We start from the raw sequence: 12,750 nt of genomic DNA on the forward strand, positions 1-12,750 counted from the left end.
TCCCGCGCGCGCGAGGCGGCGGCTCGCGACGAATGACGTAGTCCCCGGCGCGACGGAAGCGGCTGCGGATGCCGTCATCGGCCGGATCCGCGACGGTGATCGCTCTTCTAGCGTCGAGCACATCGCGTGGTGTGGACGCCCCGGTCGCCGGCTGCGTGGGGGACGCCGCGTAGGAGATGCCGACGGCGCCCGTCGGGGCGCGCGAGGAGGACACATGCTTGACGGCAGGGTTGCTGTGGTGACCGGATCGGGCCGCGGCCTGGGCCGGTCCTATGCCCGGGCGCTGGCCGCCGCGGGTGCGTCGGTCGTGGTCAACGACCTTGACGGAGACGTTGCCGAGGAGACGGTGCGGTCGATCGTCGACACCGGCGGGTCCGCGGTCGCCGAAATCGGCGCGGTGGGCAGCTCGGAAATGGCTGCGGCACTGGTCGCCCGTGCCGTGCACGAGTTCGGCCGGCTGGACGTGATGGTGACCAACGCGGGTGCGCTGCGGGACAAGACGCTGCGCAACACCACGGATGAGGACTTCGACCTGGTCGTCCGCAGCCATCTGCGGGGGACCTTCACCTGCGGCCGTGCCGCGGTGGCCCGTTTCCGCGAGCAGGGCGACGGCGGTCGACTGATCCTGGTCGGGTCGCCGGCCGGGCAGCGCGCGAGCTTCGGTCAGACCGCCTACTCGGCGTCCAAGGGCGCGATCGTGGCGATGATGCGGACCTGGGCGGTCGAGAACGCCAAGATCGGCGTGACCGTCAACACGATCGTGCCGACGGCCCTGACCCGGATGGTGGCCACGGTCCCGGGGCTCGGGGAGCTGGTCGAGAAGGCGGACCGTGGCGAACCCGTTCCGGCGCAGGTACGCCGGCGCGGTCTCGGTACGCCGGACGACGTCGCCCCGGTGATCGTCTACCTGGCCTCGGCCGGCTCGGCCCACGTCACCGGCCAGGCCATCGCGACCGGTGGCGATCGGATCGCCCTGTGGACCCACCCGGGAGAGGTGGCTGAGCAGCTGCACGGTGGTGGCTGGACACCCGAGGGCGTCGCAGCGGCCTTCGCCGGCCCGCTCAAGGGCGAGCTACAGGACTACCTGCCCACCCCGCTCGACTTCGGAGGTAACTGACGTGCCCATCGTCGCGAACGGCATCGAGGGCGTGCGCGCCCTCCCCATCGGTGAGGTGCTCGGACAGAGCGACCGCTACGAGATCACGCAGGCCGCCGTCGACAAGTTCGCCGACGCCACCGGCGATTACCAGTGGATCCACGTCGACGCGGAGCGGGCGAAGGACGGGCCGTTCGGCGGGACGATCGCCCACGGCTACCTCACCCTCTCCCTCGTGCCGCGGCTCCTGCCGGAGATCCTTCAGATCACCGGCTTCACCTTGGTCGTGAACTACGGCTGCGAGAAGGTGCGTTTCCCGGCCCCCGTACCCGTGGGCGCCACGGTGCGCGCCACCGCTGTTCTCGACGAGGTCAGCGAGGTCAAGGGCGGCCTTCAGCTCACCCTCACCATGACGATCACGGTCGAGGGCGCTGCCAAGCCTGCCTGCGTCGTCACCTTCCTCACCCGTCAGTTGGTCTGAGACCTGTCAGGACCGTGCCGGGCCCCGTCGGGGCCCGGCATCGTGGCGTCAACGGCGGCCGTGCGCACGCCGCAGGGAAGAGCTGGTCCGCAGGGACGAGCGGTGCCGGCCTCCCGGCGGGGGAGACCGGCACCGTGGCCGCTGAGGTGGCTCAGACGGAGACGGAGGTGCGCCATCCCGGCTGGTAGGTCTCGCGGGCCATCGCCGCGTAGGGGGCCGGGCTCACGATGGCGCGGACCGGGAACTGCTGGTGCGGCTGAACGGTGGTCTTCTTCGAGCCGCCGTCCGGCTCGCCCCAGACGACCGTGACTTCGGCGCCCAGGGGGACATCGGGGCTGACCGTGGCCAGCGACAGGGCCGTGCGTTCGTTGGGGCTGTAGCCGGTGAACACGGACAGACCGACGTTGTTGCCGTCGGCGTCCTGCACCGCGTCGAAGTTGGACGAACCGTAGTTGGCGTTGGGCAGGTCGAAGAACTGGTAGCCGGGGCCTTCGGGATCAACCGGAGAGGCCAGGAGCTTGGCGACGTCCTCGGCGTTCCAGGCGAGGGTGACCTTGCGGCGCTGGGTGCTCGGGTCGATGGCCTCCAGCGCGCTGCGGCCCACGAAGTCGTGGTCGAACTTGACGAACCCGCCGTAGCCGAGTTCCCACGGGTTGAGGTAGTAGTCCTCGATGTTGTCGGAGACGAAGCTGCCGGCGAGTGCGTTGAGCGCCTCGTAGCTGTCGGCACCGAGCCACTGGCGATACGGACGCAGCTCCTCCGAGGTGTAGATCGCGGGCAGCGGCGAGGGGATCCAGCCCGACTCGAACGTATTGCAGGAGTACGCCCGGCATCCGGCCGGCTCCAGGCCGAACTCCCGGCCGGCCTCCAGGATCGCGTCGCGGACCTTGTCGTATGTCCCATACGGTCCCCAGATCTCCAGTCCGGGCGCTCCGGCCATGCCGTGGCGCAGCGTGCGGACGCGCTCACCGGCGATGTTCAGGTAGCCCATCTTGAAGAACTTGACCTGCTCGACGGGGCCGCCGTGGACCTTCTCGATCACGTCCCAGGCGCGCGGACCCTGAATCTGGAAACGCCAGACATCACGGGTGACCTGCTTGCCGTAGGGACGCGACGGGGAGCGGTCGTCGTATCGGACGTCGACGTTGTAGCCCCGTTCTGCGGTGAACGTCAGCCAGTTGGCGACGGGAGCCCGTCCGACGAAGACGAACTCCTCCTCGGCGAGCCGGAACAGGATGCCATCGCCGATCACGCCGCCCTCGGGGGAGACCGGGACGAACTGCTTGGCCGAGTCGACCGGGAACTTCGCGGTGCTGTTGATGCCGGTGTCGGTGAACAACTTGAGCGCGTCGGGGCCGGACACCCACAGGTTGACCATGTGGTGCGACTGGTCGAACAGCACCGCGGTCTTCTGCCAGGCGGTCGCCTCCCGGCGGAAGTTGCTGAACTCGGCCGGCACGACGGGGTAGATGTAGGCCCCGAGCCGAGAGTTCCGGAGCAGTTCTACGGTGCTGCCTGCCTGATCCAACACATCCTGAAGGTTTTTGGCACTCATGGGGCTACCCGTTCTGAAGTCGCGGTTCTTCCGTCGTTCGACGCTAGGGAGTGCGCTGCTGCATCGGCAGCGAGAAATGGCGCGAGTGGAATAGCCAGGACGGCCAGTGCCTGCGGGTCATTTGACGTACGGGGCCGCGGTACGTCATTTGTCCCGCACCGCCTTCGCCGGCTCGCCACCCGGAAGTCGCGACAACTGTGCAATGGACGGTGGGGGCGAGCGCTCTACCGTCGGAGTAGACCGCCGACGGCGTGTCGCGCGGCCCGAGCCAGGGAGCACACCACATGACGAGCCGGAGCAGGCTGGACCCGCCGGGGACCTATGTCTTCGACGGTCCGACCAGCCGCCGAGGGCACCACATGAACAAGCTGTTCATGTCCCTTCGAGGAGGGAACGCCCGTCGGGAATTCTGCGCGAACGAAGCCGCGTACTGCCGCAAGTTCGGTCTCTCCGCAGAGCAGACCACTGCGATTCTCGGTCGTGACTGGCAGGCCATGCTCGACCTCGGCGGGAGCATCTTCTACATCTACAAGCTCGCCTGCATGGACGGGCTGACCTTGCAGTACCTCGGCGGTGTGTTCACCGGGATGTCCGAGGCGGAGTTCAAGGCCGCGATGCTGGCGGGAGGGCGGACCGATGTCTGAGGTGATCTGGGGACTGGCGACCTCGCATGTGCCGTCCATCGGGGCGGCGATGGACCGGGGGATGACCGCGGACCCGGTGTGGAGTCCGCTGTTCGAGGGGTACCAGCCGGCGAGGGAGTGGCTCGCGGAGCACACACCGGACGTCGCGATCCTGGTCTACAACGACCACGCCAACGGAGTCGACCTCGACATCGTCCCGACGTTCGCCATCGGCACAGCCGAGAAGTACCGGGTGGCGGACGAGGGCTTCGGCCGTCGTCCGGTGCCGGACGTCGTCGGGGATCCCGAGTTCTCCTTTCACCTTCTCCAGGAGCTGATGGACGAGGGCTTCGACCTCACGGTCTTCTCCGAGCTCGATGTCGACCACGGCTTCACGGTGCCCCTGTCGGTCTGGACGCCGGAGCCCGGCGACGCCTGGCCCTGCCCCGTCATCCCGGTCATGGTGAACGTCATCAACTACCCGCAGCCGACCGCGGCGCGCTGCTACGCGCTCGGCAAGGCCCTCGGCCGCGCGATCGCCGGCTACGGCGGCGCGCGGACGGTAGGCATCCTCGGCACAGGTGGGATGTCGCACCAACTCGCGGGCGCACGGGCCGGGTTCATCAACCCCACCTTCGACCACATGTTCTTCGAGGCGATCGAGAAGGATCCCGAGAAGCTGGCCGCGCTGAGCCGGGAGGACTACATCCGCCAGGCCGGCTCGGAGGGTATCGAGCTGATCATGTGGCTGGTCATGCGCGGAGCGCTGAACGCCGAGGTCCGCAAGGTCCATTCGGCCTACCACGTGCCCGCATCCAACACCGCGGCCGGCCTCGCACTCTTCGACAACCGGAGCGCACAGCCGACCTGATCGGCCACCTGTCCACCTCGCCCCGATGCATGAAGGAAGCCGGCCGATGTCCATGGAAAGTCTTGAGCGGTTGCGGGGCACCGCCGAAGAAGGGGACGTCCCCACCGAACGGTGCCGAGTGATGGGGGTCGTCAATGTCACCCCGGACTCGTTCTCCGACGGTGGCTTGTACGCCACGACGGATGCGGCGGTGACGCACGGGCTTGCGCTCCGGGACGCCGGCGCCGACTACGTTGACGTCGGCGGGGAGTCCACTCGACCGGGAGCCGGCCGCGTGGATGCCGCGGACGAACTGCGCCGGGTCATTCCCGTGGTGCGGGAACTGGCGGCCGCCGGGGTGCCGGTCAGCATCGACACCACCCGGGCCGCGGTCGCCGAGGCAGCCGTGACCGCGGGTGCGGTACTGGTCAACGACGTCAGCGGCGGCCTGGCCGACCCCGCCATGGCCCGGGTCGTGGCGGCCGCCGAGGTGCCGTGGGTGCTCAACCACTCACGGGGACCGAGCCGGGACATGTACGCGACGGCCGGGTACGGCGACATCGTGCGCGAGGTCGCGGCCGAGCTGCTCCTGCGGGTGGACGATGCCATCGAGGCCGGAGTTCCCCCGGACCGGCTGATTCTCGATCCGGGGCTCGGTTTCGCAAAGCGGGGCGCGCAGAACTGGGTCCTGCTCGCCCACCTCGACGAACTGCTCCGTCTGGGCTTCCCCGTGCTCGTCGGTGCGTCCAGGAAACGGTTTCTGAGCGATGCCCTGTACGGCGACGGACCCCGCCGGCCTGTGCTGGGCCGGGACGCCGCGACGCTTGCCACGAGCGTGGTCGCTGCACGGGCCGGCGCATGGGGGGTCCGCGTGCACGATGTGGCAGCCTCCGCCGACGCGGTCCGTGTGGTCTCCGTCCTGCGTCAGGCCCGGTCGGCCGGCAGCGAACGTGCCTGACCGGCTGTGGTGACCAGCACGGCGGTCCGGTCGTACGTCATGCGAGTCCCCGGTGCTCGGGTGGATCGGCGAGCAGGACGCCGCCGGACAGGACCGTCGCGGGCCGCCACCCGCGCAGCGAGCTGACCAGGGCCACCCCCTCGGCTCGGAACAAGTCGGACGGATGGAGGGTCCGTTCGCGCAGGAAGCCCGTCTCGACCAGCCGTCCGCGTTCGACTCCAGGGAGACAGCCGCCGCCGAGCGGGGGAGTCCACCAGGCGTTGTCGAGCCGGACCACGAGGTTGCCCGTGCACGCCTCGGTGAGCTCACCCCGTTCATTGACCAGCAGCACATCGTCGGCCTGCGGATGACGCGCGAGCCGGGAGGTGTAGGGCTGTCGCCGGCTCGTCTTGTGGTGTGGCCAGCACTGCGTCGAGTCCACGGGCTCCGCATCGAGGGCGAGCCGGACCGGGTGGCGGTCCGCGGCGGGCAGATCCGCGACATCGACGACCACACCGCCGTCGCGGAACAGCAGCAGCCGTACCCGCGCGTCCCCTTCTCCGGCCAGGCGTCCGGCCACCGCTTCGCGCACCGCCGCCGCATCGAAGGCGAAGCCGAAGTAGGCAGCCGAGTCCGCCGCGCGGGCGAGGTGCCGGTCGAACGACCGTGGACCGCTGCCGGCCCGGTGGCGGAGTGTCTCGATCAGCTGGAACTCCTCCGGGCGGGCGTCGAGTACGCGGGCCTTCGCCAGCAGTTCGCGGTACTCCGCGGCGGGCTCGGAGCCCCACGTGATGCCGCCACCTGTTCCGTAACCGGTGACGCCGGTCCGACGGTCGAGCAGCAAGGTGCGGATCGCCACGGAGAAGCGGGCCGAGAAGCGCGCACCGGGCTGGTCCGGGGGCGCGACGACACCGATCGCCCCGCAGTAGACCCCGCGCGGGCCGTCCTCGACCTCGGCGATGAGGTCCATGGTCCGCGCCTTCGGTGCCCCGGTGACCGAGCCGCACGGGAACAGGGCACGGAAGACGTCGCTCAGCCCGACATCGGCGCCCAGTTCAGCGGTGACGTCAGAAGTGAGCTGGTGGACGGTCTCATAGCGCTCGGCGCGCACCAGAGAGGGAACCGTCACCGAGCCCGGTACGGCGATGCGGGCGAGGTCGTTCCGGATGAGGTCGACGATCATGACGTTCTCGGCCCGTTCCTTGGGGCTCGACAGCAGCCGTTCCACGGCGTCGGTGTCCTCACCGGTGGTCCGTCCCCGGGCGGCCGTTCCCTTCATCGGGCGCATCAGGATCCGGGTGCCTCGGGTCTCGAAGAACAGCTCGGGACTCGCGCTGGCCACCACGAAGCGGCCGGTGTCCAGATAGGCGTTGTACGCGCCACGCTGCCCGAGCGCGAGGTTCCGGTACAACTGCTCCGGCTCGCCCCGTACCGATCCGGTCAGTCGCGTCGTCAGGTTGCACTGGTAGGTCTCGCCCGCCGCGATGTGCGCCTTGACCCACCGGACGGCCCGCGCGTGCGTGGGCTCGTCCCACGCCGGCTGCCACGGCCCGGCCTTGGCAGCCGGCCCGGAATCGAGGTCCACGACGGGCACTTGCCGTGGGGCATCGGTGATGCCGAACCAGGCGAGCGGCAGGTCCTCGACGGGTTCGCGCACGACAAGCCCCGCATCCAGGCCCGGCGCGGCCTCGTAGCTGACGAATCCGAAGGCCCACCGGCCTGTTGCCGCCAGGTGCCCGACGGCGTCGAGCACCTCGATGACTTCTTCGGGGCGCTCCGCGACCAGTTCCCTTTCGACCGGTCCGAAGAGCTGGGCGCTACCCGAGACCAGGTCGTCGAACCGGGCCCACGATCCGGGGACGTGTCGCATCGGGCCGCCTTCCACCGTCGGGAATCCGCCTGCTCACCAGGCCGGATACGGCATCGCCGCGCCTTCGATGCTGCCTGTCGCCCAGGCACCTCCGGATCGGCGTATCGCGCAAGGGCACCCCGTCTTCCGTCGGCGTCGGACAGAGTCATCTGTCGTGGTCCGGCCTCCCGGGTGCGCGACTACGTCACTTGTCCTGTTGGGGGCGCGACGCTCGCCGAGCACAAGTCCGGTCATCCGGGTGTTCTCTGATCAAGGCCGTCTTCCTAGCGTCGTAGGAGGCCCGGAGCCAAGCCCGGCGACGCTGCTACAGCGGCCTCGCAGGAGGTGCGCCCCGACCCACACCACTCCGAGGAAAGGTTCTTCTGCATCATGACTGTTGAGAGTCTGGCCGCGGCCATCGCCCGCGTCGGGAATCCGGTCGAGCTGCTGCGCCACTCCGCCGCGCGCGCCCACACCTTCCCCGTCACACCGGAGTTCACCAACTGGCGCTCCGAGCAGCGCGCCTGGGCGGAGTCCTGCGCGCTCCTTGACCAGTCGCACCACATGACCGACCTGTTCCTCAAGGGCCCCGATGCGCTGAAGCTGCTCAGCGACCTGGGGGTGAACGGCTTCGCCGGCTTCGGGGTGAACAAGGCAAAGCAGTTCGTGGCAGTGAACCCGGAGGGTCAGTTGATCGGTGATGCGATCCTGTTCCACCTGGAGGAGGAGCTGTTCGACCTCGTCGGGCACCCGATGGTGATCGACTGGGTACTGTTCCACGTCGAGCGCGGGGACTACGAGGTCACCACCGAGCGCGACGAGAACTCCGCCGTCCGGCCTTCCGGCCCGCCGACGTTCTACCGCTACGAACTCCAGGGGCCGACCGCTGCGGCGGTCCTCGAACAGGCCACCGGACGGCCACTGCCGCAGACCAAGTTCTTCCACATGGCTGACTTCTCCCTCGCCGGCCGCACCGTCCGCGGTCTGCGCCACGGCATGGCCGGCCAACCGGGCTTCGAGCTGTTCGGGCCCTGGGAGGAGGGAGAGGCCGTCCTCGATGCCCTCCTGGAGGCCGGGAAGGACCACGGACTCGTCCGCGTGGGAGCGAAGGCGTACTCGAACGCCAATCTTGAGTCGGGCTGGGTGCCGGCGCCGATCCCCGCGATCTTCGGCGACGACCCGCTGCTCAAGGAGTACCGGGAGTGGCTGCCGGCCGGCGCCGTCGGCGCCATCGGCGGCAGCATGGACTCGGACGACATCGCCGACTACTACCTCACCCCCTACGACATCGGTTACGACCGCAACGTCAAGTTCGACCACGACTTCATCGGCCGCGCGGCACTTGAGGAGCTCGCCGGGAATCCGCCGCGTACCAAGGTCACCCTCGTCTGGAACAACGACGACGTCACCGCCGCGATGGGGTCGCTGCTCGGCGAGGGCCCGGGAGCCAAGTACATCGAGTTTCCCAAGGCTCGCTACGCGCTGCATCAGGAGGACAAGGTTCTGCTGAACGGCGAGCAGATCGGCATCTCACTGGACTGCGGATACCTCGCCAACGAGCGGGCCATGCTCTCCCTGGCCACCCTGGCCAAGGAGCACGCCACGCCCGGGACCGAGGTCACCGTCGTCTGGGGCGAGCAGCCGAACTCGACGAAGCCACAGGTCGAAGAACACCGGCCCTGGGAGATCCGGGCCACCGTCGCCCCCGTCCCCTACGTCCAGTTCGCTCGCACCAGCTACCGGGACAAGTGACATGACGCTGGCAACGGAGAAGGGCGCTCTCCCACGGAACGCCCACGCGGCCCTGGCTCACGCGCTGCGCACCGCCACCTACGAGGTCCTGCCCTTCAAGAGCGCTGAGGAGAAGGTTCTCGCCCACGTACCCACGGACGTGGCGCTCACGGTGACGACCACCGAGGCGAAGGGACTGGGCCCGACCATCGCCCTGGCCGCCTCGCTGACCCAGCAGGGGTACCGGGTCGCGCCCCATATCGCCGCGCGGCTGGTGCGCGACCAGGCGCACCTGGTGGACATCGTGCAGCAGTTGAGCGACAGCGGTATCGACCGTCTCTTCTGCATCGGCGGCGACGCCGCCGAACCGGCCGGGGACTTCCCGGATGCGCTGAGTCTGCTCCAGGGACTGCGGGCCGCCGGCCATTCCTTCTCGTGGGTCGGTATCGGTGGCTACCCCGAGGGGCACGGCCTCATCGGTGACGAACTGATCGAGCAGGCCCTGAAGGACAAGGCGCCGTACGCCACGCAGGCCATCACCCAACTCTGCTTCGACGCCGACACCACCGTCCAGTGGGCCCGCTCGATGCACTCGCGCGGCATCACGCTGCCGATCCGGGTCGGCATCCCCGGGGCCATCAGCCGGCAGAAGCTGATCCGGGTGTCGGCGAGTCTCGGGCTCGGACAGTCCGCACGGTTCCTGAAGAAGCAACAGAACATGTTCTGGCGCTTCTTCCTGCCCGGCGGCTACAGCCCCAACAAGCTGATCGAGAAGCTGATACCGGCGTTCGCCCAGGGCGACAACAACCTTCAGGGCTTCCACGTGTTCACCTTCAACGACCTGGACAGCACCGAAGCCTGGCGCCAGGCCTGGCTCGCCCGCCTGTCCTGACGGATCCCGCCGGTGCCGGCGTTCCCTTCGTCCCACGGGCCGGTCGTGTCACCGCAGCGCCGCACCGGCCTGCCCGTGGGCTTCCACCCCGAGGAGTTGCACCACCCATGAGTGCCCAGGTGATCGACGGGCGTGCCTGCGCCCGCGAGCTCAAGGAGAACCTGTTGGCGGACGTGTCCTGCCTGCGGCAGGACGGACTCACCATCGGTTTGGCCACGATCCTCGTCGGCGACGAGTACGGCTCAGCAGCCTACGAACGCCGACTGCGTCGTCTCGCCGAAGAACTCGGCGTGCCCTATCAGCCGCATCCACTGCCCGCCAACACCTCCCAGAACGACCTGATCGCCCTGGTCGAGCGGCTGAACGGGGACCCCGCGGTGTCCGGCATCCTCGTCCTGCGCCCCCTGCCGGCACATATCGAGGAGGCCGCGGTGTTCCGGGCGATCGACCCCCGCAAGGACATTGAGGCCGTACACCCGGAGAACGCGGGGCTGCTCGCCCTCGGCGTGCCTCGTTTCGTCCCCTCCACCGCGGCCTCGGTGTTCCATCTGCTCGACACCTGGCTGGACTCGGTGGGCGAAGACCGCGCCGACTTCTACCACCGCGCGCTGATCGTCGTCGTCGGACGCTCCAACAATGTGGGCAAGCCGGCGATTTCACTGGGCTACGAGCGACAGGCCACCGTCGAGTCCCTCGACGAGTGGGCCGACCGGACCACCGGCATCGGGCGTCACACACGCGCGGCCGACGTCCTGATCGTTGCCGCGGGCAAGGCCGGGCTGATCAAGGCCGAGCACGTCAGCGAGCAGGCGGTGGTGATCGATGTCGGGATCAACCCCCGGACCGGCGCCGACGGACGGGTGCACATGGTCGGCGATGTCGACCACGCCTCCGTCGCACCGCGGGTGCGAGCGCTCACTCCGGTCCCTGGAGGTGTGGGCCCCGTGACCGACGTGTGGCTGCTGCGCAACACCGCGCACGCCGCCCGGCTCCTCGCCGGCCGCCCGGCCATCGGCGACGCGCTTGCCCTGCCCGAACCGACCGACTCGCTCCTGGAGGCGTCATGAATCCGCCCACCGGCGCCCAGCACGGCGTCCTGCTGCTTTCCTGCCCGGATGCCCCGGGCCTCGTCCACGCGGTCACCGAGCTGCTGGTGCAGGAGAAGTGCACCATCGTGCAGAGCCAGCAGTTCGGCAGTACCACCAGCGAAACCTTCTTCATGCGGGTGGAGTTCGCGCACATCGACGGCTCGCCGCTGGACTTCGACGCGCTCAGACTCGGGGTCCGGGTCCTCGCTGACAGGTTCGGCATGACCTGGCAACTGGCCGACACCGCACGGCGTCTGCGCACGGTCATCATGGTGAGCAAGTTCGCCCACTGCCTCAACGACCTGCTCTTCCGCAACTCCATCGGTGAGCTGAACCTCGACATCGTCGCGGTGGTGTCCAACCACCCCGACCTCGGCCGGATCGCCGACGGCTACGGCGTGCGGTTCCGGCACATCCCCCTGTCGAAGGACACCAAACCGCAGGCCGAGGCCGCCCTACTGGACCTGATCCGGGAGGAGCGGGTCGACCTCGTCGTCCTGGCCCGCTATATGCAGATCCTCTCCGACGACCTGTGCCGGCAGCTGGCAGGCCGGGCCATCAACATCCACCACTCGATACTGCCGAGCTTCAAGGGCGCCAAGCCCTACCACCAGGCCCACGCGCGCGGCGTCAAGTTCATCGGGGCGACCGCGCACTACGTCACCGCCGACCTGGACGAGGGGCCGATCATCGAGCAGGAACACCTCCGCGTCGACCACTCGCTCAGCCCAGACCAGCTCGCGGCCCGCGGCCGCGAGGCGGAGAGCCGAGCACTGGCACGCGCCGTCCGCTGGCACAGCGAGAACCGGATCGCGGTCATCGGCAACCGGGCCGTCGTCTTCCCATGACCGCCCACGACACCAAGACCGGCGACCTCGCAAGGCAGCCGGTCGGACAATTCCTCGACGACCTCGCCTCCCGGACCCCCGCGCCGGGAGGCGGGGCCACTGCTGCGCTGCACGCAGCACAGGCCGCGGCGCTGCTCACCATGGTCGCCCGGTACACCACGGGCGAGAAGTACGCCGATTCAGCAGAACTCGTCGCCCGCATCATCGAAGGAGCGGGGGCGAAACGCGCCGCCGCGCTGCGGCTCGCAGCCGAAGACGCAGCGGCGTTCACCGCGGTGACCCAGGCGTACGGACTGCCGCGTGCCACGCCGCAGGACAAGGAACGACGGTCCGCGGCGATCGCCGCCGCGCTCGCGGCAGCCGCGGGCCCGCCGGCCGAGGTGATCCGGGTCGCGCGCTCGCTGATGACGCTCGCCGAGGCCCTCCTGCCGGTGGCGAACCGTAACGTCATCACCGACGTCGCCGCGGCCGGCGAGGCGGCACGGGCCGCCGCCACCACGGCCCGGCTCAACGTCGAGATCAACCTCGGCGGCATCCGCGACGAGGCGGCCCGATCCGACCTCCTTGGCGTGCTTGAGCAGGTCGACCCGCTCATCCGCCGTGCCGCCGCGGTGGAGCGCTCGGTGCGCACGGCCCTGGCAGCGAAGCCCACGCCTGCACCTCCGAGGTCCCGGACAAAGCCATGACGGTTGGCCCGGGCCGGGGCGGCCGGCCCGGGCCAACGGACCACTGAGCGGATGATCGAGCAGAGGGCAAGCAGGAGCCGGGGGGGGGGGGGGGGGGGTTTTCCCTTCTTTCCT

General features: G+C 69.5%; 13 protein-coding genes. 10 read left to right on the forward strand and 3 right to left on the reverse strand.

From position 1 onward, the window contains the following. On the reverse strand, positions 1-214 hold a 214-nt coding region (locus AC3EUV_RS37620), incomplete at its 3' end, for a hypothetical protein (RefSeq protein ID WP_435604847.1). On the opposite strand from AC3EUV_RS37620, the gene AC3EUV_RS37625 reads away from it, so the two are divergent. Together AC3EUV_RS37625 and AC3EUV_RS37630 are read left to right on the forward strand one after the other, a co-directional pair. Then, entirely contained in the window at positions 215-1,117 is a 903-nt protein-coding gene (locus AC3EUV_RS37625) for an SDR family NAD(P)-dependent oxidoreductase (protein WP_435604848.1), read from the forward strand. It begins immediately after the preceding gene. Between the two features lies 1 nt (position 1,118). Beyond that, a complete protein-coding gene (locus tag AC3EUV_RS37630; RefSeq protein WP_414505860.1) occupies positions 1,119-1,577 on the forward strand; it encodes a MaoC family dehydratase in 459 nt (152 codons plus the stop codon). Positions 1,578-1,728: 151 nt separating this feature from the next. On the opposite strand, the gene ligM is transcribed toward AC3EUV_RS37630, so the two are convergent. Further along, the gene (ligM, locus tag AC3EUV_RS37635) at positions 1,729-3,108 is read right to left on the reverse strand and encodes a vanillate/3-O-methylgallate O-demethylase (RefSeq protein WP_435604849.1); all 1,380 of its coding nucleotides are present in this window, start codon (positions 3,106-3,108) and stop codon (positions 1,729-1,731) included. A 308-nt stretch (positions 3,109-3,416) separates the two neighbouring features. On the opposite strand from ligM, the gene AC3EUV_RS37640 reads away from it, so the two are divergent. The 3 genes from AC3EUV_RS37640 to folP are packed head-to-tail and all read left to right on the forward strand — an operon-like array spanning position 3,417 to position 5,563. Then, complete coding sequence (locus tag AC3EUV_RS37640) at positions 3,417-3,776, forward strand: protocatechuate 3,4-dioxygenase (protein ID WP_432145944.1); 360 nt, start codon at positions 3,417-3,419, stop codon at positions 3,774-3,776. After that, positions 3,769-4,626, forward strand: coding sequence for a class III extradiol dioxygenase subunit beta (locus AC3EUV_RS37645; protein WP_435604850.1), 858 nt, complete (start codon positions 3,769-3,771; stop codon positions 4,624-4,626). Before AC3EUV_RS37640 ends, AC3EUV_RS37645 begins: the two co-directional genes overlap by 8 nt. A gap of 46 nt (positions 4,627-4,672) precedes the next feature. Beyond that, a complete protein-coding gene (gene folP / locus AC3EUV_RS37650; RefSeq protein WP_435604851.1) occupies positions 4,673-5,563 on the forward strand; it encodes a dihydropteroate synthase in 891 nt (296 codons plus the stop codon). A 37-nt stretch (positions 5,564-5,600) separates the two neighbouring features. On the opposite strand, the gene pabB is transcribed toward folP, so the two are convergent. Beyond that, positions 5,601-7,412 (reverse strand): aminodeoxychorismate synthase component I, encoded by a 1,812-nt coding sequence (gene pabB / locus AC3EUV_RS37655; RefSeq protein ID WP_435604852.1) that lies wholly within the window; start codon positions 7,410-7,412, stop codon positions 5,601-5,603. 369 nt (positions 7,413-7,781) lie between these two features. On the opposite strand from pabB, the gene AC3EUV_RS37660 reads away from it, so the two are divergent. From AC3EUV_RS37660 to AC3EUV_RS37680, 5 genes are all read left to right on the forward strand, one after another. After that, positions 7,782-9,143 (forward strand): aminomethyl transferase family protein, encoded by a 1,362-nt coding sequence (locus AC3EUV_RS37660; protein ID WP_435604853.1) that lies wholly within the window; start codon positions 7,782-7,784, stop codon positions 9,141-9,143. Position 9,144: 1 nt separating this feature from the next. Further along, the gene (locus AC3EUV_RS37665; RefSeq protein ID WP_432145949.1) at positions 9,145-10,014 is read left to right on the forward strand and encodes a methylenetetrahydrofolate reductase; all 870 of its coding nucleotides are present in this window, start codon (positions 9,145-9,147) and stop codon (positions 10,012-10,014) included. 107 nt (positions 10,015-10,121) lie between these two features. After that, on the forward strand, positions 10,122-11,081 hold the full coding sequence (locus AC3EUV_RS37670; RefSeq protein WP_432145950.1) for a bifunctional 5,10-methylenetetrahydrofolate dehydrogenase/5,10-methenyltetrahydrofolate cyclohydrolase: 960 nt from the start codon (positions 10,122-10,124) through the stop codon (positions 11,079-11,081). Continuing rightward, complete coding sequence (purU, locus tag AC3EUV_RS37675; protein ID WP_432145951.1) at positions 11,078-11,950, forward strand: formyltetrahydrofolate deformylase; 873 nt, start codon at positions 11,078-11,080, stop codon at positions 11,948-11,950. The genes AC3EUV_RS37670 and purU overlap by 4 nt, the downstream gene beginning before the upstream one ends. Next, on the forward strand, positions 11,947-12,636 hold the full coding sequence (locus AC3EUV_RS37680; RefSeq protein WP_435604854.1) for a cyclodeaminase/cyclohydrolase family protein: 690 nt from the start codon (positions 11,947-11,949) through the stop codon (positions 12,634-12,636). The genes purU and AC3EUV_RS37680 overlap by 4 nt, the downstream gene beginning before the upstream one ends. The last annotated feature ends 114 nt before the right edge of the window (positions 12,637-12,750 follow it).

Source organism: Streptomyces sp. bgisy130, from assembly GCF_057708345.1.

What these genes read in the sequence shown, in the direction of transcription:
- AC3EUV_RS37625 (WP_435604848.1), top strand. Translation starts at nt 215, where the DNA reads ATGCTTGACGGCAGGGTTGCTGTGGTGACCGGATCGGGCCGCGGCCTG.
- AC3EUV_RS37640 (WP_432145944.1), top strand. Translation starts at nt 3,417, where the DNA reads ATGACGAGCCGGAGCAGGCTGGACCCGCCGGGGACCTATGTCTTCGAC.
- AC3EUV_RS37645 (WP_435604850.1), top strand. Translation starts at nt 3,769, where the DNA reads ATGTCTGAGGTGATCTGGGGACTGGCGACCTCGCATGTGCCGTCCATC.
- folP (WP_435604851.1), top strand. Translation starts at nt 4,673, where the DNA reads ATGTCCATGGAAAGTCTTGAGCGGTTGCGGGGCACCGCCGAAGAAGGG.
- pabB (WP_435604852.1), bottom strand. Translation starts at nt 7,412, where the DNA reads ATGCGACACGTCCCCGGATCGTGGGCCCGGTTCGACGACCTGGTCTCG.
- AC3EUV_RS37660 (WP_435604853.1), top strand. Translation starts at nt 7,782, where the DNA reads ATGACTGTTGAGAGTCTGGCCGCGGCCATCGCCCGCGTCGGGAATCCG.
- AC3EUV_RS37665 (WP_432145949.1), top strand. Translation starts at nt 9,145, where the DNA reads ATGACGCTGGCAACGGAGAAGGGCGCTCTCCCACGGAACGCCCACGCG.
- AC3EUV_RS37670 (WP_432145950.1), top strand. Translation starts at nt 10,122, where the DNA reads ATGAGTGCCCAGGTGATCGACGGGCGTGCCTGCGCCCGCGAGCTCAAG.
- purU (WP_432145951.1), top strand. Translation starts at nt 11,078, where the DNA reads ATGAATCCGCCCACCGGCGCCCAGCACGGCGTCCTGCTGCTTTCCTGC.
- AC3EUV_RS37680 (WP_435604854.1), top strand. Translation starts at nt 11,947, where the DNA reads ATGACCGCCCACGACACCAAGACCGGCGACCTCGCAAGGCAGCCGGTC.